21 protein-coding genes and 1 riboswitch are annotated in these 23836 nt (G+C 55.1%); of the genes, 11 read left to right on the forward strand and 10 right to left on the reverse strand.

Annotation, left to right across the window (positions count from 1 at the left end; translation table 11 throughout):
- Window positions 1–15 precede the first annotated feature (15 nt).
- Window positions 16–753, reverse strand: a complete 738-nt coding sequence (locus tag KHA84_RS06120) for an IclR family transcriptional regulator (RefSeq protein WP_213422646.1) — start codon at window positions 751–753, stop codon at window positions 16–18.
- Between the two features lie 229 nt (window positions 754–982).
- Here KHA84_RS06120 and KHA84_RS06125 point away from each other — a divergent pair, with 229 nt between their 5' ends.
- Together KHA84_RS06125 and KHA84_RS06130 are read left to right on the forward strand one after the other, a co-directional pair.
- On the forward strand, window positions 983–2401 hold the full coding sequence (locus KHA84_RS06125) for an alanine/glycine:cation symporter family protein (RefSeq protein WP_213422647.1): 1419 nt from the start codon (window positions 983–985) through the stop codon (window positions 2399–2401).
- Window positions 2367–4058, forward strand: coding sequence for a M20/M25/M40 family metallo-hydrolase (locus KHA84_RS06130; RefSeq protein ID WP_213422648.1), 1692 nt, complete (start codon window positions 2367–2369; stop codon window positions 4056–4058). The genes KHA84_RS06125 and KHA84_RS06130 overlap by 35 nt, the downstream gene beginning before the upstream one ends.
- Before the next feature lie 160 nt (window positions 4059–4218).
- On the opposite strand, the gene KHA84_RS06135 is transcribed toward KHA84_RS06130, so the two are convergent.
- From KHA84_RS06135 to KHA84_RS06150, 4 genes are all read right to left on the reverse strand, one after another.
- Window positions 4219–4464: a hypothetical protein gene (locus KHA84_RS06135; protein ID WP_236823140.1), complete on the reverse strand. Its 246-nt coding sequence runs from the start codon at window positions 4462–4464 to the stop codon at window positions 4219–4221.
- Between the two features lie 212 nt (window positions 4465–4676).
- Entirely contained in the window at window positions 4677–5792 is a 1116-nt protein-coding gene (locus KHA84_RS06140) for a C40 family peptidase (RefSeq protein ID WP_236823141.1), read from the reverse strand.
- 360 nt (window positions 5793–6152) lie between these two features.
- Window positions 6153–6644 (reverse strand): peptidoglycan-binding domain-containing protein, encoded by a 492-nt coding sequence (locus tag KHA84_RS06145; protein ID WP_213422649.1) that lies wholly within the window; start codon window positions 6642–6644, stop codon window positions 6153–6155.
- Window positions 6645–6666: 22 nt separating this feature from the next.
- Window positions 6667–8445: an N-acetylmuramoyl-L-alanine amidase gene (locus KHA84_RS06150; protein WP_213422650.1), complete on the reverse strand. Its 1779-nt coding sequence runs from the start codon at window positions 8443–8445 to the stop codon at window positions 6667–6669.
- A 571-nt stretch (window positions 8446–9016) separates the two neighbouring features.
- On the opposite strand from KHA84_RS06150, the gene KHA84_RS06155 reads away from it, so the two are divergent.
- The 9 genes from KHA84_RS06155 (at window position 9017) to KHA84_RS06195 (ending at window position 19665) form a co-directional block, all read left to right on the forward strand.
- Window positions 9017–9244, forward strand: a complete 228-nt coding sequence (locus KHA84_RS06155; RefSeq protein WP_213422651.1) for a hypothetical protein — start codon at window positions 9017–9019, stop codon at window positions 9242–9244.
- Between the two features lie 250 nt (window positions 9245–9494).
- Window positions 9495–10619 carry an NAD(P)/FAD-dependent oxidoreductase gene (locus tag KHA84_RS06160; RefSeq protein WP_213422652.1) on the forward strand — a complete coding sequence of 375 codons (1125 nt, stop codon included), beginning with the start codon at window positions 9495–9497 and terminating at the stop codon, window positions 10617–10619.
- A 98-nt stretch (window positions 10620–10717) separates the two neighbouring features.
- Window positions 10718–11332 (forward strand): PH domain-containing protein, encoded by a 615-nt coding sequence (locus KHA84_RS06165; RefSeq protein WP_213422653.1) that lies wholly within the window; start codon window positions 10718–10720, stop codon window positions 11330–11332.
- 264 nt (window positions 11333–11596) lie between these two features.
- Window positions 11597–13522, forward strand: a complete 1926-nt coding sequence (locus KHA84_RS06170) for a sigma-54-dependent Fis family transcriptional regulator (protein ID WP_213422654.1) — start codon at window positions 11597–11599, stop codon at window positions 13520–13522.
- Between the two features lie 310 nt (window positions 13523–13832).
- The gene (gene lpdA, locus KHA84_RS06175; RefSeq protein WP_213422655.1) at window positions 13833–15188 is read left to right on the forward strand and encodes a dihydrolipoyl dehydrogenase; all 1356 of its coding nucleotides are present in this window, start codon (window positions 13833–13835) and stop codon (window positions 15186–15188) included.
- 260 nt (window positions 15189–15448) lie between these two features.
- Window positions 15449–16396 carry a thiamine pyrophosphate-dependent dehydrogenase E1 component subunit alpha gene (locus KHA84_RS06180; RefSeq protein ID WP_213422656.1) on the forward strand — a complete coding sequence of 316 codons (948 nt, stop codon included), beginning with the start codon at window positions 15449–15451 and terminating at the stop codon, window positions 16394–16396.
- Between the two features lie 18 nt (window positions 16397–16414).
- Entirely contained in the window at window positions 16415–17473 is a 1059-nt protein-coding gene (locus tag KHA84_RS06185; RefSeq protein WP_213422657.1) for an alpha-ketoacid dehydrogenase subunit beta, read from the forward strand.
- 13 nt (window positions 17474–17486) lie between these two features.
- Window positions 17487–18773 (forward strand): dihydrolipoamide acetyltransferase family protein, encoded by a 1287-nt coding sequence (locus tag KHA84_RS06190; RefSeq protein ID WP_213422658.1) that lies wholly within the window; start codon window positions 17487–17489, stop codon window positions 18771–18773.
- A 184-nt stretch (window positions 18774–18957) separates the two neighbouring features.
- Window positions 18958–19665, forward strand: a complete 708-nt coding sequence (locus KHA84_RS06195; protein ID WP_213422659.1) for a DUF421 domain-containing protein — start codon at window positions 18958–18960, stop codon at window positions 19663–19665.
- Between the two features lie 53 nt (window positions 19666–19718).
- Here KHA84_RS06195 and KHA84_RS15570 read toward each other — a convergent pair whose 3' ends face one another.
- From KHA84_RS15570 to KHA84_RS06220, 5 genes are read right to left on the reverse strand one after another with little or no spacing between them, the layout of a single operon-like run.
- On the reverse strand, window positions 19719–20777 hold the full coding sequence (locus KHA84_RS15570) for an acyl-CoA dehydrogenase family protein (RefSeq protein WP_213422660.1): 1059 nt from the start codon (window positions 20775–20777) through the stop codon (window positions 19719–19721).
- A 13-nt stretch (window positions 20778–20790) separates the two neighbouring features.
- Entirely contained in the window at window positions 20791–21531 is a 741-nt protein-coding gene (locus tag KHA84_RS06205; protein WP_213422661.1) for an ABC transporter ATP-binding protein, read from the reverse strand.
- Window positions 21524–22297, reverse strand: coding sequence for an ABC transporter permease (locus tag KHA84_RS06210; RefSeq protein ID WP_213422662.1), 774 nt, complete (start codon window positions 22295–22297; stop codon window positions 21524–21526). Before KHA84_RS06210 ends, KHA84_RS06205 begins: the two co-directional genes overlap by 8 nt.
- A complete protein-coding gene (locus tag KHA84_RS06215; RefSeq protein ID WP_213422663.1) occupies window positions 22294–22587 on the reverse strand; it encodes a thiamine-binding protein in 294 nt (97 codons plus the stop codon). Before KHA84_RS06215 ends, KHA84_RS06210 begins: the two co-directional genes overlap by 4 nt.
- Complete coding sequence (locus tag KHA84_RS06220) at window positions 22587–23591, reverse strand: ABC transporter substrate-binding protein (protein WP_213422664.1); 1005 nt, start codon at window positions 23589–23591, stop codon at window positions 22587–22589. Before KHA84_RS06220 ends, KHA84_RS06215 begins: the two co-directional genes overlap by 1 nt.
- Before the next feature lie 113 nt (window positions 23592–23704).
- Window positions 23705–23815, reverse strand: a riboswitch (TPP riboswitch).
- Window positions 23816–23836 lie beyond the last annotated feature (21 nt).

Consider the following 23836-nt stretch of genomic DNA (forward strand, 5'->3'; position numbering starts at 1 on the left):
TTTTAATCCCTATTCCTATGAACTCATCCCCATCGCCGAAGAAATCCGGTCGGCTGCCGCAATGACACTTTCGGTGAACTGGTCCACCTGTTCGTCGGTGGTCTGGGACTCCAGGGCTTCGATGCTGACGGCGGCGATGAGATGGCCTTCGAAGTCGAAGATGGGGGCGCAGACGGCGATGGTGCCTTCGGTTTTTTCGCCTCTGCTGATGGCGGCGCCGGAGCGGCGGATGGCCTGGAGCTGCTGCTTCAGCATGTTGCGTTCGGCTGGGTCCGTAATGAGGCGATCGAGCAACGGGCCGGTGTCGGCCGGCGGGCTGAAGGCGAGGAAGATTTTATTGGCAGCGCCGATCGGCATCGGGATGCGTTCTCCGATGCTGTCGATGATCCGGACGTTCCGGGGGCTGTCGATCCGGTCGACGATGATCGATGAGCCGTTTCTCGGGGCGTTCAGGTAAACGGTTTCCCGCACTTCCTGCGCGAGGGCTTCAAGAATCGGCCTGGATACGGCCCGGATATCCAGCTTTTCGTATTTTTTCAAGCCGAGTTCCATCCATTTGTCGCCCAGTTCGTAGAGTTTCGTCTGCGGATGCTGGGTGACGAGACCGTGTGTCTCAAGTGACTGGAGGAGACGATACACGGTGCTGATGGGCAGGCCGGTTTTGTCAGCCAGCTCAGCAACAAGCCACTGGTCTTTTTCCGTTTCGGACATGGTCCCGATCAGCTGCATCGCGCGGTCAATCGACTGAATCATTGCACTTCTCCCCCTGTCTGTTCCCATTGTATCAAAAATTCATGACGAATCGAGTCGAATCGTCGGACCGTTCAGAAGAAAAAGAGATTGACAATACAAAAATGCAGAAATAGAATGTAAGCAAGCGGTTTCATAATGTAGAATGTATTCCACAATGCGGAATAACGAAAAGGGGATTTATTGAAAGCGATTTCGTATTGCGAACGGACATAGAAAGGGTTGAGGGGAAATGGATCGATTTACGGCTTGGATTGCGGAGATTTCGAATTTCATTTGGGGGATTCCGCTCATGATCATCCTGATCGGGGGAGGCCTGTTTCTGACGGTGCGTCTCGGGTTTTTCCAGTTCAGATACTTGCCGCATATTATCGGGCAGACGTTCGGCAAGATGTTTTCGAAAAGTGAGGGGCAGGGGACACTGACGCCTTTCCAGGCGACGACAAGTGCGCTCGCTTCCACGATGGGGGCAGCCAATATCGTCGGTGTGCCGGTCGCAATCGCGCTCGGAGGACCGGGAGCAATTTTCTGGATGTGGCTGGTGGCGCTGATCGGGATGGGGACGAAGTTCGCGGAAGTCGTGCTCGGAATGCATTACCGGGAGAAAAACAAAAAAGGCGAGTATGTCGGCGGTCCGATGTACTACATCAAAAAGGGCCTTGGCTGGAAAAAGGTAGCTTCGTTCCTCGCGCTCGCGCTCATGATTGAAATCATCGCGAGCACGATGGTCCAGTCCAATTCGATTGCCCAGACAATGAGCGGGTCGTTCGGCCTGCCTCCGTTTGCGACGGGACTGATTGTCGCATTCATCGTCATTTTGGTCACGTACGGCGGGATCAAAACGATCGGAAAAGTGACGGAAAAGCTGATTCCGTTCATGGTCGTGGTTTACCTTCTCTCGGCGCTGGCCGTCCTGTTCGTAAACTTCAAAGAAGTGCCGCAGGCGTTCGCGATGATCTTTGAATATGCGTTCCGTCCGCTGTCGGCTGCAGGCGGGTTTGCCGGAGCCGGCGTGGCCGCTGCAATCCGCTGGGGGATGGCCCGGGGGCTGTACTCGAACGAAGCGGGGATGGGAACGGCGCCGATTGCGCACGCCGCCGCCATCACGAGTCATCCTGTCAAACAGGGGTTCTGGGGTGTGTTTGAGGTGATTGTCGATACGCTGGTCGTCTGTACGATTACCGCGTTGGTCATCCTGACATCCGGTGTGTGGAAAACGATCAGCCCGGATGCGGCGTCGACCATGGTGACAGAAGCGTTCACCCCGCTCTACGGGTCGTCCATTGCGGGGATGATCGTGTCGGCCACATTGTTCCTGTTTGTCATCACAACAGTCGTTGTCATCATCTTTTACGGGGAGAAGCAGGCGGAATTCCTATTCGGCACTTCCTTCTCCAAGTGGATGCGATTCGTTTATATTGTGGCCATCATGGTCGGCGCGGTCGGCGGGCTGCAGTTTATCTGGCAGTTCCTGGACCTGCTGTTGGCAATGGTTGTCATTCCGAACGTGATTGCCGTCCTGTTCCTGAGCGGAAAGGTCAAAGAGCTTACAGCTGATTATTTTGCCAATCACTATCCGATCGAGAAACAGGCCAAGAGAAAAGGAGGAAACGTTCATGTACGAACAGCTTCGGAAGATGGAAATCGCTGAGCAGGCAGAGTGGATCACACGCCATCTGGTCGGCCTGAACAGCATCAATGGCACGGTCGGTGAGGTCAGGATTGTCCGGGAGATCTATCAGATCCTCAGTTCATTCCCTTATTTCCAAGAGCACCCGGATCACCTGTATCTCCAGAAAATTGAGGGGGATCCGCTCGGGCGCCAAAATGTGTTCGCCTTCGTGGAAGGGGCAGGACATTCAAATTCAACAGTTCTCTATCATGCCCATATCGATACGGTCGCTGTCGAAGATTTTGGCCCATTAAAAGAGCATGCGTTTTCACCTGACGCGCTCGAGGCGTTTTTCACGGAATATGAAGCCGATCCGGAAGTCCGGGAAGAAGCTCAGTCCGGTGACTGGATGTTCGGCCGCGGCTCGGTTGACATGAAAAGCGGGGCTGCCGTGCACATCGCCAATATCCTCTACTTTTCCGAGCACCGGGAAGAGCTTGACGGAAACGTCCTTCTTCTGTGCAACGGAGACGAGGAAAGCGAACACCGCGGCATTGTCGGTGCGCTTTCGGAATTGAACAGGCTGAAGCATGAACGGCACCTTGACTTTGTCTCGGCGATCAACACCGACTTTATCACCCCGCTTTATGACGGAGATCCGCACCGGTACATCTATACGGGGGCGGCCGGGAAGATTCTGCCTTGCTTCCACATATACGGGCGGGAGGTCCATGTCGGGGACACGCTCTCCGGCATCGACCCGAACTTCATTGCGGCGAAGCTGACGGAGCGGATCCACAACCGGTACCGGCTTGCGGAAAACATTCCGAATGAACTCGTTTTGCCGCCGACGTGCCTGCAGCAGCGGGATACCAAAGAACTGTACACCGTCCAGACGGCCATCAGCAGCCATCTGTACTTCAACTACTTTATCTATGAAGAAACACCTGCCGGGATTTTGGAGAAGCTGATGGACGAGGCCAGGGTGGCATGCCGGGAAGCGGAACAGTATATGAAGGAACAGTTCGACGAGTACCTGGGCGTGACCGGCCTGCCGGCGCGCAACCTTTCCTGGTCGGTCGATGTCACCACATACGAGGACTATGTGAGCTACCTCCAGAAACGCGATGTGGATGTCCGTTCCGTGATCGCCAAAGCGCTTGAAGATGCGGAAGGCGAAGCGGGAGACCTGCGGGATCTCAGCTTTTCCATCGTCAGCGCGCTGCAGGCGGCTGACCCGGAAAAGAAAGCCCGTGTCATCTTGTTCTTCGCGCCGCCGTTCCTGCCGCACAATTATCTGAAAGCCGATCAGGAACGCGATATGCAGATCCAGGCCTCGGTCGAAGGCGTGCTCCGGGAAATGGGCGAAGCCACCGGCGAACAGTTCGCACTGAAAAAGTTCTTCCCGTATCTCGCGGACGGCAGTTTCCTGTCGCTTCATGAAACCGAAGAGGAGCTGGCGCCGCTGATCGAAAACTTGCCGGAATGGGGCAATCTCTACTCCATCCCATTCGGCGCCATCCAAAAGCTCGACATCCCGTCCATCAACATGGGCGTTTACGGCAAGGACGGCCACAAATGGACCGAGCGCGTCTACAAGCCATACTCCTTCGGCATCCTGCCGGAACTGATCCGGAAAACGACGGTCAGCCTGCTGAAGCAGGGAGCGGAAAAGCGGATGCTGGAGATGGCTTAAGGAATCACACATATAAACGAAAAAGGGATTGGAGCGCCGGCTCCAATCCCTTTTATTGATGTCTTCAACTATTACGCACGTCCACCTGCCTGAAGGGCGGGAGTGCGGACAATGGCGCACGTCGCCTCAAGGAAGCTGTCCAGACCGGACAGATCCAGTGTCAGTGTTTCGCTGTCCACGCCACGGCCTCCCGGCTTTCCCGGATCATGGCCTCCTCCCGGCTCGTCGGGAACTGCCCGTCCAAATTGGCATTGCCGTTCGCCATATACGCGACCATTGCGTCGATTGCGCCCTTTACGACTTGGGAACCGCCTGGACCGTCCAGGAACACCACGGGTTTCCCGTCGTATGTCCGCCCGAGGGCCGGAAACTGCTTTCGGATCTCATCAATCGGATATGCTGACAAGTTGATGCCTCCTACTTCATGCAAGGTGACCGTCAGGGGCGGCGGGTTGCGTAGGCAGACCATGAAGTAAGGATACAGACCGGACACGCTATACCGGTTACGGAACCATTTCGGTATAGAGCAGGGGAAGTCCTGTTGGGAGTGGCAGAGAATATAAAAACCCTTGAACCTTCCGGAGGAAGCGTTCAAGGGTTCAGGTGTGGAGCGGTTGATTAAAGCGCAGAGTAGTGACGCTTGTACTCACGCTTGAATTTGCCCCAGTAGCTGTCGTTCACGCTGCTGACTGTAATGCCCCGTGAAGAGCTGGCATGGATGAACTTGCCGTTGCCGAGGTAGAAGCCCATGTGGGAAACGTGGTTCGGTCCGCCGTAAGTGCCGCGGAAGAAGACGAAGTCACCCGGTTGCGGGCTGCTGATCGAGAAGGAACGGTCATAGTAGCCGGCAGCCGATGTGCGGGATTGGCTGACGCCTGCTTGTTTCAGAACATAATAAATGAAACCGCTGCAGTCAAATCCGGACGTTGTCGTGCCGCCCCACTTGTAAGGGATGCCCTTCAGTCCTTGGGCAATAGAGACAAAGCTGGAAAGTGAAGACGAAGATGCAACTTCATTTTTCGAAGCGGATGCGTGTACAACATTGGAAGAAGATGAAGAGCTGGATGCTGTCGTTTTATTTTTCACAGGCGTTCCGCTTACTTTCAATGTCTGTCCCGGATAAATGATTGTCGAGCTCATGCCGTTCAGGTCCATCAGCTTGCGGTAAGACATTCCGTACCTATTGGCGATCTTCGACAGGGTGTCTCCTCTTTGTACCACGTAAGTAGACGAATTGGACGATGGTTGTGCGGTTGACGTGTTTTTGTTTGTCGTCGTGTTCTTCGAAGGCGCGGAAGAAGACGCGCTTGCTGTTCCGCTGACTTTAAGGACTTGACCGACAAGGATCAGGTCGCTGCGAAGTCCGTTGAGCGACTTCAGGTTGGGCACGCTTGTCCCGTGAACAGCCGCAATCTTGCTCAGCGTATCACCGCTCTTGACGGTGTAGCTCGAGGCCGAAGATGTGCTGGCCGGCTTTGAAGCCGCCTGGCTTGAGGACGTTTGTGCTTTGCCCGAGCCTGCAAGCTCAAGCACCTGGCCAGGGAAGATCAGATCGCTGCTAAGGTTATTGTAGCTTTTAAGGGAAGCGACACTTACGTTGTTTTGAACAGCAATTCTCCAGAGGGTGTCCCCGGATTTCACTTGATAAGTATCGGAAGAGGCTTCAGCATCTCCAGTGGCGATAAACGTGGCAAGCGCTGCAGTTGTCAAAGCCGAGAATACGATTTTTTTCAACGTTATTTCCCCCTGAGTTGGAATGGTTTTTGTATATGTCACGGATATAGGCTCTAAATTCAGTGTGAATTAGGAAAATCTATCTAGTTTATTAATCTATTGCTCATTTTAGCAGAGTCATAGGCTTTAATAGATTACAGTTAGATTACAAATTGCTTCACGTTTGTAATAATTGCTACGGGTTTTTACAACTAAATTCATATATAGGCGCATTCACATGAAAAAGCTCGATACGCGAATACCCGCCAACTCTGAGAAACTACTCAAAATCCAAAAGACCCGGACATAAAAAAGCTCCCTTCGTTAAGAAGGGAGAATCAGGATTCTCCGTTTCAAACGAAGGGAGGTTAATAGGCGATTTTATTTAAGCAGGCTCGCCATTTTCGCCTGTGAAGACGGTCCAAAGTAGCCGTCCGGCGTGAGACCGTACTTTTTCTGGAAAGCGATGGCCGCGGAGCGGGATCCCGGCCCGAAGCTTCCGTCGACATCCAGCTTGAACCCTACTTTGTTCATGTCGCGCTGCCAGTTTCGGACGGCGGTGCCGGTCGCCCCGAGCGACAGAACCTTTCCGTAAATCATGCCGTTTGACGGGGCCGGCTTTTCGGTTTTATCCGGTTCGGCAGGCTTGGGGGAGCCGTTCAGCAGGCTCGCCATCTTCGCCTGGGAAGACGGTCCGAAGTAGCCGTCCGGCGTAAGGCCGTACTTTTTCTGGAAGGCGATCGCCGCGGAGCGGGAGCCCGGCCCGAAGCTACCGTCGATGCCCAGCTTGAACCCGACCTTGTTCATGTCGCGCTGCCAGTTTCGGACGGCGGTGCCGGTCGCCCCAAGTGACAGGACTTTACCGTAGATCATGCCGTTGGACGGTGCCGGTTTTTCAGATTGATTTCGGCTTTTCGGTTTTATCAGGCTCAGCGGGTTTCGATGTGCCGTTAAGCAGGCTTGCCATTTTGGCTTGTGAAGACGGTCCGAAGTAGCCATCCGGCGTGAGTCCGTGCTTTTTCTGGAAGGCGATTGCCGCGGAGCGGGAGCCCGGTCCGAAGCTGCCGTCGATGCCCAGCTTGAACCCGACCTTGTTCATGTCGCGCTGCCAGTTTCGAACAGCGGTGCCGGTCGCCCCAAGTGACAGGACCTCGCCGTAAATCATGCCGTTGGACGGGGCAGGCTTTTCAGGTTGAGACGGCTTTTCGGTTTTATCAGGCTCAGCGGGTTTTGATGAACCGTTAAGCAGACTCGCCATCTTCGCCTGTGAAGACGGCCCGAAGTAGCCGTCCGGCGTAAGGCCGTACTTTTTCTGGAAGGCGATTGCCGCGGAGCGGGAGCCCGGGCCAAAACTGCCGTCGACGCCCAGCTTGAACCCGACTTTGTTCATGTCGCGCTGCCAGTTTCGGACAGCGGTGCCAGTCGAGCCGAGTGAAAGCGTCTTGCCGTAGATCATGCCGTTGGACGGTGCCGGTTTTTCAGATTGATTCGGCTTTTCGGTTTTATCAGGCTCAGCGGGTTTCGATGTGCCGTTAAGCAGGCTCGCCATCTTCGCTTGTGAAGACGGCCCGAAGTAGCCGTCCGGCGTAAGGCCGTATTTTTTCTGGAAGGCGATCGCCGCCGTGCGGGATCCCGGCCCGAAGCTGCCGTCGACATCCAGCTTGAATCCGACCTTGTTCATGTCGCGCTGCCAGTCCCGGACGGCGGCGCCGGTCGCCCCGAGCGACAGAACCTTTCCGTAAATCATGCCGTTTGACGGAACGGAAGGGGCTGACGCAATTTGCTCCAGGTAATCCCCGCTGGCATAACCTGTTGTTCCATTAAAGCTGAAACGGTACCAGCCGTTGGATGTCACGCCGGTAACCTGGACCTTGTCCCCTTTGCTGAGTTTGCCGAGGGAACGGTACTGCGTCGTGTTGCCGGTTCTGACATTCAAGTTGTTTACCGTAGATTCAAACGTGCCGTTCAACTCCCGGACGCTGATTCCGGAAGCATGCTCAGCGCCTCCGCTTCCGATCGAGGGGGCAGATGCGTTTGCTTTGAGCGGCAGGTCCAATGCCTGGGCGATGCCAAGTGTGATTGCGGAAGCCATGTCGTTCATGAAGTTGTTGTTGCGCAGATAGGCTGCATCAGTCGGATTATCGACAAACAGGATTTCCAGAAGGATGGAAGTCATGCCTGATTCCCGGAGCACGTGGAAGTTGGCGCTTTTCTTTCCGCGGTTTTTCAGCCCATAACGGTTCAGTACTTTCTGGACTTCTTTATTGATCTCATTCTGGACTTCACGATCTTTTGCCGTAGCATTTCTGGAGTGGATATAATCTTCATATCCTGAACCCCCTCCAGAGTTGTGGTGGACAGAAACAAGCAAGTCCGCACCCCATGCATTGGCCAAATCCGTTCTTTCAGTCAGGGAAAGGAAAATGTCCGAATCGCGGGTCATTTTAGTATTGACCACATAGGAGGCGTTCAGTTTCTGGTTGATCATCAGGGATAGCTTCAAGTTAAGATCTTTTTCCGCAAGCCCGTTTCCGAGCGCTCCGGAATCATGTCCTCCGTGACCCGGATCGACAACCACCTTGGCAGGTGATTCAGCTAATACGGCAAACGGGGCAGATAGGGAAAGGGCGACGGTAACGGCGAGAATCTTCTTGGTCAGTTTGTTTTTTTTCATTTCATCCACCTTATGTATAGATTTTGAAGCCACTGCATACGGACGGTCCTGTTCCCTTCACCGCTGATTTTGCCGAATAAACGGGGATTATCTGCGGCGAGGAGGATTCCGAGATATTATAGCATAAATTGGATTGATAAAAATTAGGCTGATAGTAATAGTTATCCAGAATGGGGAAAGCCGGTTTTTATGAATAAATAGGTAATACTGAGGCATTCTATGAATTGCAGGCTGACAAAACTCGAAAATTGTTTCGCCTTCAATAAGAATGGGAATAAATAGATGAATACCGCAATGGAGGTACCGTGAGGATTGGAGAATTCCGTCGAATTTCAGATGTTTTCGTACGAGCTTTTGCGATTGTATATAGATTTGGAACAATGCCGGGACGAAGAATTGCAAATGAAAATTGCAGAGGACATCGACCTGCTTGAACGCGCCATCAGTGCCTTACAATGATCGTTTTTAGGACGATCTTTTTTTTGTTTTTAATAATGTTGTGAATGTGGATGGAATGAACTTGAACTTCGCATAATAACGCCAAAATGACTAAAGTGGAGGCGAACAGCCCATGACGAATGCAAACCCGGTCTGCATCGAATGCGGAAAAGAATTTGACCCCGGCATGTCTTCCGAACCTGACCGCTGTGCCGACTGCATCACGCCGGACGAAGAAGCCAACCCGACCGGCGGCCCGAGCACTTATGTCGAGGACCCGCACGACACCAAGCCGCCCGATCCGTACGACCCAAACCCAGATGACCTGGAACCTAAGGATTATGAGGAGGAAGTGGAGTAGCAAACCAGGTGAGAAAACAGACTGTTTTCTCACCTGGTATTTTTGTGCCTCGGCTGAGTGCTTCTAAATTTCATGGAGTGCTTCCAAGTTGGGGGCGAGTGCGTCCAAATCTTCCCCGAGTGCTTCGAAAAGGATTACTCGTGCCGGGAGGCGGGCATTCTCGCAATGCTTGGAAGCAATTAAACACTTTAACCAATATTCAGTTATCTATATACTGAGCACAAAGGAGTTTAGAAGGGCGAGTGAGCGAATGAGAGTGGCAGTTATCGGAGCGGGAATCGTCGGGGCAAGCGCGGCCTATCACTTGAGCAGGCGGGCGGATACTGAAGTGATTCTGATCGACAAGGAGCAGGACGGGAAGGCGACACTTGCGGGAGCGGGAATCATCTGTCCATGGGTGTCCCATGTCGGGAACCCGGATTGGTACCGGCTGGCGAAAGAGGGGGCGAAGTTTTATCCGGAACTGGTCCGGCATCTTGAAGAGGACGGAGAAAGCCAGACCAGTTACAAGCAGGTCGGTGCGCTTTGTGTGAGCGACCGGCCGGAGGAACTGGACCGGATTGAAGAGGCAGTCCGGGCCAAGCAGCCAGATGCTCCTGAATTGGGAGAAGTACTGAGACTGGATGCCAAGGAGACCCGGCGCAGGTTCCCTCCATTAAATGAGGAACTCGAATCCGTCTACGTATCGGGCGCGGCCAGGATAGACGGCCGGCTGCTGCGAAAGGCGATGGTGCGGGCCGCAAAGAAAAATGGGGCGCGCATTATAGAAGGAGAAGCAAGTCTGATTTCAGATGGTGACAAGATGACGGGCGTTTCAGTAGGTGACGAAGTCATCAATGCTGACCAAGTGATTGTCACCGCAGGCGCCTGGGTGCCGGAGCTCTTGGAGCCGATCGGTGTGCAGGTGAACGTACAGCCGCAACGGGGCCAGATCCTTCATATTGATGTGCAGGGTGAAGACACGTCGGACTGGCCGGTCGTCCTGCCGCAGAGCAGCCACTACATGCTGGCGTTTGACGACTCTCGCGTGGTGGCGGGCGCAACAAGGGAGACCGGTTCCGGATTTGATTACCGCCAGACAGTCGGCGGGGTGCATGAAGTCACAGGTGAAGCGCTCCGGATCGCCCCCGGACTCTCGCAGGGCACGCTCAAGGAAGTCCGGATCGGCTTCCGTCCGATGGGTGAGGATTCTCTTCCGCTGTTAGGGAAGCTTGATGAAGTTGGACAAGTCACTGTCGCGACCGGGCTCGGGCCGTCTGGTCTGATGATGGGGCCATATGTCGGGTATCTTGCCGCCTGCCTTGCGACGGGTGAGGAGGCCGGGATGGATCTGAGTGCTTACCATCCGTTGCGGGGAGCGGCAGTGAATGGGTGATGGGCATGCCGGTGGAAAAATTCCATTTACTGTCTGGTTTCCCTCTCATGAAATGCTATAATTAAGGAAAATCCAAATAGAGGAAGAGGGGCTGCGCCATGCTCAAAAAAATCGCTTCCGACGCGCTCGGGCTGTCGGATATCGGGAAAATCATCGGGCCGGCGGACTATGACAAGACCGACGCTGATGATTACATCCGCCATGAAGACAACGAGAAAATCTATTTCCTGATTAAGACGAAGGCGGACGAGTACTGCTTCACCAATATCGCGTTCATCCATGTGGACGGGGACACCGCCGTGTCTTCCAAGCGGACGCTGAAGCGCTATCCGTACTCGCAATACAAGTTTGGGGATGTCACGCTTGAGACCGCGGGGAAAGTGGACCTTGATGTCGAGATCAAGTTCACGCTGGGTAACCAGGCCTACAGCATCGACGTCGATAAAAAGCAGCTGGATCAGCTGAAAGACCTTTATAAGGCGCTTGTCTACATCGCCGAAGTGACACACGAGAACAGCATTCAGATGGATATGGCCACACAGAGTCTTGACCGGGCTGTCCAGGTGCTCCACAACACCCGTCCCGCGGAGGTTCAGCTTTCCGAGCAGTACGAGAAGCTGACCGAGTTTGGCTTTAACTGGATGCAGCAGGCCCGTGCCAAGTACCATGAGAAAGACTTCGGCGCGGTGTTTGAGAAGTATATTAATAACTGATCTTACTGAGGAGAGGGCTGAATTGAGCCTTCTTTTCTTTTTGTCTTGAAAAAAGTAGAAAGAAGGTTAAGTGACTCTACACGGGGACTTATCGACGAAAAAGGAAGGGGTCCAAAGCACCCTTCTCCGGTCGACAGGCAGGTGTTCACGATGACCATGTAGAAACTGATTAATCGAATGTATTTGTTTTAATATTCTGTTGTTTCGTGTCGGGGAGATCTGCATTCGCTAATGGGACTTACATAGGGAATCAGGAGGAGTCGGATGAATCAGCTACTGCAAAAGGCAATTGCCGAACCTATGGAATTTAACCTATCGATCAAAGAGGTCTGGAAGCGCTATACCGATTTGGGCCGATTTCCGGATGAGCCGATCCGCCATGAGATTCTTGAATCGTGGGAGCATTCGAAGAGCCTGGGTGTCGATCCGTTTCAGCAGAAGATCGAGGAGATCATCTCCCCGCATGAACTGGATCATCGCATCCGGCAGAATGAACAGCTTCTTTCTTACGCATCTCCGCAGATTACGGATTTAAACGATTTATTGAATGAATCGGGGACAATGCTATGCGTCACCGACAGGCATGGGACTATATTGGATTCTTTCGGCGACCGCTCCACGTTAAAGCGGGCTGAGGTGCTGAATATTTTCGAGGGCGGGACGTGGAGCGAGAGCTCGGCAGGGACGAATGCGGTTGGGGTGGCCTTGAAGACGAAGGCGCCTGCACAGGTGTTTTTCTCGGAGCATTTCTGCGAGAAGAACCATGAGTGGTACTGCATGGCGAGCCCGATCCTTGCGCCTTTCACGAAAGAATTGGTCGGGATTGTTAATGTCGCCGGCTGCAATCTGAATCTGCATCCGCATACATTAAAACTGCTTGTCTCGGAAGCGAAAAATCTGTCGGGCTCCATCCATGCCCGGCTTTACGAAGATGCCATCCGTGAAAACCTCTTTCTGACTGCGGCACTGGATGGCACAGAAGATGCAGTGTTCGTCGTGGACAGCCAAAAGGAGATCATCAACCGGAATAAGGCTGCCGCTGTTCATCCCTCACTTTCGGGAATTTCCGGTGCCGGTTTGATCAAAGGGCTGGATTCCCTGCTTGAACAATCCATGCTGACAGGACAAAAAATACAGAATGAAAGTATCCGGCATAAATCGCATATCTATCGCTGTTCAATCTATCCCCTCACTTTCCAGGAAATCGGCCTGGGTGCCGTTGTTTTCCTTAGGCAATCGCCGGATCTGCCCGGACAAAAGAAGCGGCGGTCCACTGCATCATCCGATGATGCTGCCTTCGCGCATGTCATCGGTTCATCGACCCCGATGGTGCAGGTGATCAACCAGGCGAAAAAGGCGGCGGCCATTGACGCGACGCTCTTCCTGTCGGGCGAGACCGGCACGGGGAAAGAAGTATTCGCACAGGCCATTCACCGTGCAGGCAGCAGGCGGAACAAGCCGTTTGTCGCCATCAACTGCGGCGCCATTCCGCCGGGCCTGCTAGAGAGTGAACTGTCGGGTTACGAAGCTGGCTCGTTCACGGGCGCAAAATCAAAAGGCAGTCCGGGAAAGTTTGAAATGGCGGAGGGCGGTACGATCTTCCTCGATGAAATCGGGGACATGCCGCTGGAATCCCAGGTGCATCTGCTCCGAATCTTAGAGGAACGGGAAGTGAGACGGATCGGCGGTGAGCGGGCGATTCCGGTTGATGTCCGGGTCATCGCCGGTACACACCGTGATCTGAAGCGGGCCGTCGAAGAGGGGACCTTCAGGGAGGACCTTCTGTATCGCCTTAAGATTATCCAACTGACGCTACCCCCTCTTCGTGAACGAATAGAAGATATACCTGAATTGAGCCGCAGGTTCATCGAGGAAAATGCCGGGCAGTTCGGCAAGCGTCAAGTCCGTGTCTTGCCCGAAACGATAAAATGTCTCATGGACTATCACTGGCCAGGCAATGTCCGTGAACTGAAAAACGTCATCCAGCAGGCACTGTTCACCATGGATGGGGAGACGCTTTGCCCGTCTCATCTGCCTGCCGAGATATCGGCTTCCGCTCCGCAGTCGGAGAAAGCTCGCCTGCTGGATGCGTTGCAGGCGGAAGATGGAGTGGTTTCGCATGCGGCGATCCGCTTAGGCATCTCGCGTGCGACGATGTACCGCAGAATGAAGAAATATCAACTCACATGATCAATGGCAGTGGTGCCGGAACGCTTGATGCGTGCCGGGCTCCACTGCCATATTTACACTTCCGATGTTAACTTCTTTAGTTTATATAGTTGAGACGCTGAGACACATTTTCGTCTCAGTGAGACACTTGTAAGGTTATTCCTATCAATCTTACCTCGCTCACAAACACAGTCAAACCAACCTTCCCAAACTTTTTCCGCTTTAAACATCACCTTGGCACACTTCTTGCAAATCTCTTAAAATGAGCCGCTCAGGCAGAATCGATCAGCCAGGCGGAATCACCACACGTCGAAAGCAAGGTGATGCAGGTTTGTTGGAAACGTATGATTTAGCAGTAATCGGAGCGGGGCCCGGCGGTTACGTCGCGGCAATCCGCGCAGCACAGCTTGGGAAAAAGGTGGCCCTGGTAGAAAAGGGGAAGTTGGGGGGCACTTGCCTGAATGTCGGTTGTATCCCGTCCAAATCCCTGCTCCGGCACAGCGAGCTTGTCCAGGAGATCCGGAAGGCGAATGAATGGGGCATCCAGACCGGAGAAATGACCATCGATTTTACAAAGCTGATGAAGCGGAAGGATCGGGTGGTCGACACGTTAAAGAACGGCATCGGTTACCTCATCAAGAAGAACCGGATCACGCTCTTCGAGGGAACCGCTACGGTCAGCAACGACCTCGTCGTCACGGCCGGCGCCAAGCAACTCCGCGCGAAGGACATCATTCTGGCGACCGGCAGCAGGCCGTTTGTTCCGCCCATTCCGGGGCTGGACCAGGCCGACTATCTGACGACTGATACATTCTTCGAACTGCAGAAGCTCCCCGGGAAACTTGTCATCATCGGTGGCGGCGTGATCGCCATCGAGCTCGCCTTCGCCGTCGCTCCGCTCGGGTCGGATGTGACGATCCTTGAAGTGGCGGACGACATCCTGTCTACAGAGGATCCGGACGCCAGGGAGATCATCAAAAAGCGGCTGGATGATCTGGGCGTGCAAGTGGTCACGAAGGCAATCATCTCCAACGTCACAAACGAGAGCGTCACTGCAGGGGATGAGACCTATCTATTCGACCGGCTTTTAGTTGCGACCGGAAGAGTCCCCAATCTGGATGCAGCCGGGGAACTTGACCTGAACATGGATCGCTCGGGGCGCTATGTAAAGGTCAATGAGTTCTATGAGACGAGCAGGCCACATATCTATGCGATCGGCGACATGATCGGCGGCTATCAATTGGCCCACGCGGCAAGTGCGGAAGGACTGGTCGCCGCCAGTGCCATCGCAGGCGAAGATCCAAGGCCGCTTGATCCAGCTTCCATTCCGCGCTGTGTCTACACCCAGCCCGAGATAGCTTCGTTCGGCCTGAGTGAGGAGGTGGCGCAAGCCAAAGGTTATCAGGTGAGGGTGAAGGTATCCCCGCTGTCGGGGAACGGGAAGGCCCTTGCCATGGGAGAGACGGAGGGCTTCATCAAGCTGATCTCCGACACGGCCTACGGAGAAATATTGGGAGCTGTCATCGTCGCACCGAATGCCACAGAAATGATCCAGGAAGTGCTGGCGGTCAAAGGCTTGGAAGGTACCATGCATGAACTGGCCGGCTTTGTCCGGGCCCACCCTTCGGTATCGGAAGCAATCGGAGAAAGCGCCGAAGCATTTTTTGAACTGGCCATCCATCAATAAATCACCTTGAGGAAAAGCTTTTGATTGGAGTGGAGGGCGGCGGCTCCTGCGGGAATAGCTAGAGCCGAAGACCCCATGGATGCCGCGCAATGCTCTGCAACGCTAACGCTTTTGCTCGCAGGAAACCTTCCGCTTCGCTTTTGCACACAGACGCCAGTCTGCGTACTGGCGCCGGCTAAGGCCAAGCCCAAGCTCGCGGAAAGCGTCCGTCGGTAACGGAAATCAATACACTTTAAAGTACCACAAAGGAGGAAACACCCATGGATCAGAAGACTGCATTATGGATTTACCAGAAGATGAACGAAATCCGCCAATTCGAAGAAGAGGTCCGCGTACAATTCGGCAAAGGCCTCATCCCCGGATTTGTCCACCTCTATGCAGGCGAAGAAGCCGTCGCAACGGGAGTCATGGCGCAGCTTGATGACGAGGATTACATTACGAGCACTCACCGCGGCCACGGCCACGCGATTGCAAAAGGCTGCGACATCAACCGGATGATGGCGGAAATCATGGGCAAAAAAGACGGCCTTGGCGGCGGCAAGGGAGGCTCCATGCACGTCGCCGATGTCGACAAGGGCATGCTTGGCGCGAACGGGATTGTCGGCGGAGGATTCGGCCTTGCGGCGGGGGCCGCACTGACCATCAAGACGCTCGGCCGCGACCAGGTGGCGGTCTGCTTCTTCGGTGACGGGGCGTCGAACGAAGGGGTCTTCCACGAAGGCCTGAACCTTGCGTCTATCTTGGATCTTCCGGTGATCTTCGTCTGTGAAAACAACCAGTTCGGAGAGGGCACGCCGTTCCGTTATGCGTCCGCGTCCGAAACGGTTGCCGAGCGGGCATCCGCTTATAATATGCCGGGCGTCCGGATCGACGGCATGGACGCAGTGGCTGTATATGAGGCGACAAAGGAAGCGATCAAGCGCGCGAAGGCCGGCGAAGGCCCGACGCTGATCGAGTGCGATACGTACCGACAGTACGGCCACTTCGAAGGAGATGAGCAAAAATACAAAACCGACCAGGACCCGAACAAGGATCGCGACCCGATTGTGGAATTCCGCCAGAAAGCGATCGAGAACAACTGGATGACCGCCGATCAAGCGGATGAAATTGAGGCGCAGGCCAAGAAGACGATCGAAGAAGCTACCGCTTTCGGGGAAGCAAGCCCGCTTCCTGATGAGTCCGAACTGTACACGGATATTTTCGCATAAGAAAAGGGGGAGAAACCGATGGCAGAACGTAAAGTTACATTTATGACGGCAATCAACGAAGCGATGTTCCAGGCGATGAAAAAGGACGACACAGTGATCCTGATCGGCACGGATGTGGCCGGCGGAGCGGAAGTCGACCACCTCGTCCAGGATGACGGAAGGCATGATGATGCTTTTGGCGGTGTATTCGGGCTGTCGAAAGGGCTTGTCACGGAGTTCGGCCGGGGGCGAGTCATCGACACCCCTATTGCGGAACACGGTTACTTCAGCGCGGCAGTCGGTGCCGCGGCAACGGGGCTGCGTCCAATTGCTGAGCTGATGTTCAACGACTTTGTCGGCTTCGCCCTTGATCCGATCCTGAACCAGGCCGCCAAGATGCGGTATATGTTCGGCGGCAAGGCGAAAATCCCACTTACTGTTCGGACGGTGCACGGAGCGGGTGCCGGGGCAGCGGCACAGCACTCCCAGACATTATACGGAATGTTCGGGGCGATCCCAGGTGTCAAAGTCGTCGTGCCGTCCAACCCGTATGACGCGAAAGGCCTGATGCTGGCAGCGATCGAAGAAAACAACACAGTCGTCTTCTCTGAAGATAAAATGCTGTACGGCCTGAAGGGTCATGTGCCGGAAGAATATTACACGGTCGAAATCGGCAAGGCGAATGTCGTTCGCGAGGGATCGGACCTGACGATCGTCGCTATCGGCAAGATGGTACAGGTCGCACAGGAAGTAGCAGATCGCCTGCAGCCGGACGGCGTGGAAGTAGAAGTCATCGACCTGCGCACAATCGCGCCTTGGGATCAGAAGACGGTAATCGAGTCGGTGAAGAAAACGGGCCGCCTGATCGTCATTGACGAGTCGAACCCTCACAATAATACCGCAACGGACATCGCGGCAGTCGTTGCCGACAAGGCCTTTGATTATCTGGATGGCCCGATCAAGACCGTCTGTGCACCAAATACGCCGGTTCCGTTTGCGGCAAACCTCGAACGGGCCTATATTCCGGACGCTGAAAAAGTGCTCCGTGTAGCGGACGAAATCATCGCAGATCTGAAGAAAGCACTATCGCTGGCATGAGGAGGCGGGTGGAATGAGCGGACAGATTGTTATGCCAAAACTAGGGATGACCATGACCGAAGGAACCATAACGGAATGGTATAAAGACGTGGGCGATCCTGTGGAAAAGGGGGAGCCGATCCTCATGATCAGCTCCGACAAGCTGACACAGGACATCGAAGCACCGGAATCCGGCATCCTGCTGGAAAAGCGCGGTGACACAGACAGCTTGTTGCCGGTCGGGGAAGTGCTGGCCGTTATTGGGGAAGAAGGAGCGGCCCCTATTCCTGAGGTTCGGTCTGCAAAGGAGCCGGCAGCTGTCATGCCAGCCGAACCTGAACATTCAGTTGTATCTGCTGAACAGGCACCGAAGGAGACGAGCACGCGCCCGGAAAGTGACCGGATCTTCGTCACGCCGCTTGCAAGGCGAATTGCAGAGGCCGAGGGAGTCGATTTGCATTCAATAGAAGGAAGCGGAGGCAACGGACGGATCACTAAAAGGGATGTCGAGCGGGCGCTTGTGCAAAGAGAGGCGACCGGCATCCTTGCAGAGGCGGAGTCCGCAATCCAAGAAAGGGCATCGCTTGCCTCCGGGCAGGCTATAGCCCCACAGCCGGCGGCAGAGGCTGGAGTGGGCGAAGGACTATCCCCAATGCGCAAGGCGATTGCAAAAAACATGCGGAGAAGCCTTGCCGAAACCGCCCAGCTTACGTTGCACCGAAAAGCCGATGGCAACGCGCTCATTGAGTTCCAGCAGACGCTAAAGCGGGAGCTTGTCAATGCAGGATATGATACCAAGCTCACCCTCACCGTATTGCTGGCAAGGGCAGCCGTCCTTGCCCTGCAGGAGGTTAAATCCTTAAACGCCACCTACCGGGATGGCAAGCTGACGGAGCATGACGAAGTTCATCTGGGCATCGCCACGTCTCTTGATCACGGACTGGTTGTTCCGGTCATACGGGATGCGCACCAGAGAACAATCGGCGCGCTGGCAGAAGACATTCGGGAAGCAACCGAACAGGCCAGAAGCGGCGCGGCGTCCCCATCCTTGCTAGCCGGCTCCACATTCACCATCACAAATCTTGGGGCGAGCGGTGTTGAGTATTTCACGCCAATCCTCAATCCGCCGGAAACCGGCATCCTTGGTGTCGGAGCGCTCCAGGACGAGCTTGCACTTTCGGAAGATGGCTCCGTGAAGCAGGTCAAAAAGATCCCGCTGAGCCTCACTTTCGACCATCAGATTGTCGACGGTGCCTTAGCGGCGGCCTTCCTGACTGCACTGGTAAAATATATCGAGACACCGTATCTGCTGGTTTTATGATTGAGGAGGAAGGCGTGGCTCGCGCCTTCCCTTTTTCTCGTTGGGAGCGCGCATAGAATCGCCGCGAACGCGCATAGAATCCTTGGAACCGCGCATAGAATCCTATGCGTGCTCGGCAAATGAGGTGTAATCCGCCGTTGCCATTGGGCACACTGGCATCAAACAGCCGAGAGGAGCGGAGCCGGTGGAGTTTTTTCATGCCCAGGAAACGCTGACCGCCATGCAATGGATTTTGCGGGCGGTCGTCTCATATATTTTCCTGCTGATTGTGGTCAAGGCGATGGGGCAGCGGTCGATCTCGCAGCTGAGTCTTCTGGATTTTGCGGTCGCCATTACCATTGGAAACATTATCGCGCATCCGCTGTCCGATGAAGGGCTCGGCCTAAAGGGGTCGATGATCACGATGGTCGCGCTCACCATCCTCTATTCCGCAAGCGTGTTCGCCGTGCTGAAATCCGGGCGCGTCAGGAATTTTGTCCTGCCCCGCCCGGTACCGCTGGTCGATCGGGGACAACTTGTTTATCCGAACTTGAAAAAAGCCCGCATTTCCATCGATTATCTGCTTTCCGAAGCGCGGAAGGCGAAGATTGAGGATCTACAGAAGCTCTCGCTGGCGCTATGGGAACCTGATGGCACTATTTCATTTTTCGAAAGTCCGCAGTACCAGGGGCCGACGCGGAGTGATTTCAATATGGCGCCCGAGCCATTCGACTTGCCGGAGGTCGTCGTCAGGGAAGGAAAGATCGATCGACAAGCACTCCGTCAGGCGGAAAAGGATGAAGCGTGGCTGCTGTCTGTGCTGAAAGAAGAACACTATGTGCAGTTGCAGGACGTCCTGCTTGCGACGATGGACCGGAGCGGGCGGGTGAAGGTGTTTGTCGGGGGAAGATGAGAAGGACAAAAAAGCATCCGGCAGCCCATTGCCGGATGCTTTTTCTAACGTATTTAATTGTCGGCCGGTTCAGGCAATAAAAACGTATGCTGAGCGGCGGTCGACAGGTCCCGCAAGATGCGGTTGAGCGGTGACTGTTCCATGACGGCATCCATGCCGAAGTGACGGATGGCGTGATGGACGCCGGAGCGCGCCGTGTCGGACGCCGTTTTGGCGGTCCGGATCAGGCGCTGCTCTTCTTCGGCGGTCATTGCTTCGCCTGCCAGGTGACGTGTCCATGCATCACGAACGGCTGATTCGAAGCGGGCGGCCTGTTTGCCGTGCTCGCTTTCATGCCCTTCAAGTTCATCCAAGACAAAGGCTTGCCGATCCGCTCCGGGCCATTTTTCCTCGGCGAGTGATCGCGCTTCCTCGTAGAAGTGGTCGGCGATGCCGAGGCAGACTGCCGTGAATGAAGCGACCGAAAAGGCGACGAACGGAAACGAGTGGACCGGACCGGCAAATGCGTTTTGCTGTTCGAAAATACTGAAGGTGCGAGTTTCCGGGACGAATGCATCCGTGACCCGGATAGAGTGGCTGCCGGTGGCGCGGAGGCCAAATGCGTTCCAGTCACCGAGCACCTCCACTTGGTTCGGCATGAGGGTCATGCTTCGGATGGTTTCGGTGCCTTCGATGATGCAGTTGGCGGTGAACATGGAAGCATACGGCGCGCCGCTGCAGTATTTCCATTTACCGGAGACCCGGTATCCGCCTTCGACAGGCACCGCTGTGCCGGCGGGGAAGCCGCTCCCGGCAATGACGGCAGATGCCGGGCTGAACAGCTCCTGTCCGGTTTCTTCGGTCATATTCGGGACGAACATGCCGCCGCCGGAGCCGATCGTCGTGAGCCAGCCGGCGTTGCCGTCCGCATGGGAAACTTGGCGAAATACGCTCAGCGCTTCGGGGAGACCGAGCATGCGGCCGCCCAGTTGTTCCGGTACAAAGAGCTTAAACAGCTTTTCTTCTATTAGATAGTCCAGCAGGCTTTGCGGGACTTCCCGGGTGCGGTCCATTTCTTCTGAATGGACGCGGATCCGGGCGACATCGATGTTTTCTTGCTTTACTTTGGTCACGGAAAGTCACTCCTTATCGGTGCGGGGCCGTCAGCTGCAGGGCGATCTGCCTTCGGATGTCCAGGAATTCTTCGGACAGGATCAGGTCCGGTGTCCTCGGGCGATTGAAGGAGACCGTGTATTCCGCAAGCAGCCGCGCCGGTTTGTCGGTCAAGATCAGGATCCTGTCGGAAAGGTAGATCGCTTCTTCGATATTGTGGGTGACAAACAGAATCGACCGCGGATTTTCTTCCCACAGGGAAAGCAGCCATTGCTGCATCTCCGCCCGGGTGAACTCATCAAGGGCGGAGAACGGTTCATCCAGGCAGATAAAGTCCTGGGGACTGAGCAGACTCCGGATAAACGCTGCCCGCTGCTGCATGCCGCCGGACAATTGATGGGGATACGCGTCCGCATAGCCGCCGAGGCCTGCCTTATCCAGCATAGTTCGTGCAGCTGAAGGATCCGGGACACCGGCGATTTCGGCGCCGAGCCGCACATTGTCCAGAACGGTCCGCCACGGAAGAAGGGACGGACGCTGGGGCATATAGCTGATCATGCCGCGCCGGCCCCGGATCGGTTGTTCACCCAGCCGGATCTCGCCTTCATCCGGCTCGATCAAGCCTCCAATCAGCTGAAACAGGGTGCTTTTCCCGCTTCCCGAAGGACCGAGAATCGAGACGAATTCCCCGTCTTCCACATGGAAAGACAATCCTCCGAGCACGTTTGTCTGCCCAAGTTGCTTATGGAGATCGTGTACGATCAGTTCAGCCATTCCGCTCCCTCCTTCCTTTTGTTTTCCAGCTGACAGTGCGGTCTTCGATCAGACGGATCATCCCGAAAAACAGCAGGCTCAGCGCCATAACGAGGAAAATCGCCACAAACACATTCGTCGTCCTGAACGAGGAAGAGGCGAGCGTCATGTATACGCCGATTCCTTTTTTGGCGCCAAGCCATTCTGTGATGACGGCTCCCATCACACTGTAGGTCGCGGCGATTTTCAACCCGGAAAAAAAGGAAGGGAGGGCGTGGGGCCATTCCAGCTTGCGGAAAATCTGCCCCCGGCTGGCGCCTGCCATTTTCATATAATGCATGAGGTCATCGCTTGTCTGACGGAACCCGTCAAGGACGGACACGGCAATCGGGAAAAAGCACACGAGGGCGATGATCAGCAGTTTGGGTGCTGCCCCGAAACCGAACCAGATGACCAGGAGCGGCGCGAGCACAATCACGGGAATGTTCTGCGTCAAAATCATCAGCGGGTAAAGGGCTTCCCGGAAGCCGGGCACGAGATGGAGCACGGTCGCCGCAAGCAGCCCGACCGCGCTCCCGATCAGGAATCCGCCGAGGGCGAGGGTGATCGTCGAACCGATATGGCCGCTGTAGGCCGGCCAGTCGTTCAGCAGCTCCATCCAGACCGCCGACGGGGCAGGAAGGAGCCAGACCGGCATGTCGAACAGACGGACGGCCGCTTCCCAAGCTGCCATCAGCAAAACGATCAGTGCCGCAGGCTTCCAGCTTTGGCGGAGTGCCTGGTTCATCCTCGGTATTTCTCCGTCAGCGCGTCCATTGACGTCCCCTCCGGCCGGTAGGAGATTTTCAATTGGGAAAGGACACCGGGACAGCCGGCTTCGATCATCTTCTCGTTCATCTGTTTGACGATGTCGAGCAGCGTGCCGAGCTCGCCTTCCATGACGGTCTCAAGCGGCCCGACTTCATAGCGGACGCCGGATGCGCCAATCACGGAAATGGCTTCATCTACATAAGGAATCACATCTCTGCCCCCGGGTACTTTCGGGATGATCTGGATGCCCAGCAATGCATTTGCCATCATTTTTCCTCCTTCGGAAGGAATTCGTTCGTGAACGCTGCCTCTACATCGAGTTCTTCTTCGATCAGGCCATGTTCATGCATCCACTTTGCATAGCCGGCCCAGACCGACTCCTTTTGTTCTCCCCAACGGTCCGCATCGTCCCGGTATTTCGGGGACAGCCATTTCTGGCTGGCACGGACAAGTTCCTCGTCAAGCTCCGGAACTTCGCCGATCAGAATGTCGGCCGCTTCCTCCGGATGATCAATCGAATATTCATAGCCTTTGGATGCCGCGGCGACAAAAGCGGACACAAGATCCGGATCCTGATTGATCAGCTTCTCGCTTGTGATCATGACGGGCGTATAGTAGTCGAGTTCATCCGAAAAGTCGGCCAGATATTGGATGTTCAAGTCGATCTCGCGGAGCTCCGCTTCGATTCCGTCCCAGCCGTAGTAAATCCAGGCGAAATCCACGTCACGTTCCACGGCGGTGAAAAAGTCGGTGTTGCCCATGTTCAGGAACTCAAGTTTCGAGATATCGGCTCCGTCGCCCTCCATCAGGGTGGACAAAACCGCCTCTTCCACGGGAGCTCCCCATCCGCCGTAGGTTTTCCCTTCATAGTCTTTCGGGGAGCGGATGTTCTTTTCTGCAGGAGAGGCGAAGCCGGATGTATTGTGCTGGATGACCGCGGCCACCGAAACGATCGGAATGCCTTGGACCCGGGCTTCCGTAAGCGATTCCTGCGCGCTGATGCCGAATTCGGCTTCATTTGAAGCGACCAGTTGGTTGGCGCCTGCTTCTCCGGGCATGACAATTTCCACATCGAGTCCTTGCTCCTCGAAATAACCTTTTTCCTGCGCGACGTAGAGGCCGGTATGGTTCGTGTTCGGCGTCCAGTCGAGGACCATGGTGACTTTCTTCAGTTCGTTCTTGCCGGTGTCCTTGTCCTGGTCCGCTGTCCCGGAAGAACAGCCGCCCAGAACAAGGGCCGCCATAGCGGCGATGCCGAGCCATTTTCTCATGATGATGGTACCCCCTTGTGTTGTTTTTCTGCCGACAGGGGGAGCGGTGCTGCCGCGCCAGGCAAAAAAGCATGCCCGGGCAGAAGCCGGGCACGCTGGAAAAGACGAGTGGTGGTGTCTCGCAGATTGTTTCCCTACGCCGGTCTTAACCAGATCAGGTTCAAAGGGTCAGCGCCTAATGAGCGCACTCTCAACCGGCCACACCGGTCCCCCCACATGTCGGTATGAAGTTCTGGTCTATCATG

The organism is Bhargavaea massiliensis (assembly GCF_018390575.1).
Taxonomy (GTDB): Bacteria; Bacillota; Bacilli; order Bacillales_A; family Planococcaceae; genus Bhargavaea; species Bhargavaea massiliensis.

Excerpts from the sequence above, each read along its gene's own strand:
- KHA84_RS06210 (WP_213422662.1), bottom strand. The coding sequence starts at position 22,297 with ATGAACCAGGCACTCCGCCAAAGCTGGAAGCCTGCGGCACTGATCGTT.
- KHA84_RS06215 (WP_213422663.1), bottom strand. The coding sequence starts at position 22,587 with ATGGCAAATGCATTGCTGGGCATCCAGATCATCCCGAAAGTACCCGGG.
- KHA84_RS06160 (WP_213422652.1), top strand. The coding sequence starts at position 9,495 with ATGAGAGTGGCAGTTATCGGAGCGGGAATCGTCGGGGCAAGCGCGGCC.
- KHA84_RS06145 (WP_213422649.1), bottom strand. The coding sequence starts at position 6,644 with ATGATCTACGGTAAAGTCCTGTCACTTGGGGCGACCGGCACCGCCGTC.
- KHA84_RS06155 (WP_213422651.1), top strand. The coding sequence starts at position 9,017 with ATGACGAATGCAAACCCGGTCTGCATCGAATGCGGAAAAGAATTTGAC.
- KHA84_RS06205 (WP_213422661.1), bottom strand. The coding sequence starts at position 21,531 with ATGGCTGAACTGATCGTACACGATCTCCATAAGCAACTTGGGCAGACA.
- KHA84_RS06125 (WP_213422647.1), top strand. The coding sequence starts at position 983 with ATGGATCGATTTACGGCTTGGATTGCGGAGATTTCGAATTTCATTTGG.
- KHA84_RS06180 (WP_213422656.1), top strand. The coding sequence starts at position 15,449 with ATGGATCAGAAGACTGCATTATGGATTTACCAGAAGATGAACGAAATC.
- KHA84_RS06150 (WP_213422650.1), bottom strand. The coding sequence starts at position 8,445 with ATGAAAAAAAACAAACTGACCAAGAAGATTCTCGCCGTTACCGTCGCC.
- KHA84_RS06170 (WP_213422654.1), top strand. The coding sequence starts at position 11,597 with ATGAATCAGCTACTGCAAAAGGCAATTGCCGAACCTATGGAATTTAAC.
- KHA84_RS06220 (WP_213422664.1), bottom strand. The coding sequence starts at position 23,591 with ATGAGAAAATGGCTCGGCATCGCCGCTATGGCGGCCCTTGTTCTGGGC.
- KHA84_RS06185 (WP_213422657.1), top strand. The coding sequence starts at position 16,415 with ATGGCAGAACGTAAAGTTACATTTATGACGGCAATCAACGAAGCGATG.
- KHA84_RS06190 (WP_213422658.1), top strand. The coding sequence starts at position 17,487 with ATGAGCGGACAGATTGTTATGCCAAAACTAGGGATGACCATGACCGAA.
- KHA84_RS06165 (WP_213422653.1), top strand. The coding sequence starts at position 10,718 with ATGCTCAAAAAAATCGCTTCCGACGCGCTCGGGCTGTCGGATATCGGG.
- KHA84_RS06120 (WP_213422646.1), bottom strand. The coding sequence starts at position 753 with ATGATTCAGTCGATTGACCGCGCGATGCAGCTGATCGGGACCATGTCC.
- KHA84_RS06130 (WP_213422648.1), top strand. The coding sequence starts at position 2,367 with ATGTACGAACAGCTTCGGAAGATGGAAATCGCTGAGCAGGCAGAGTGG.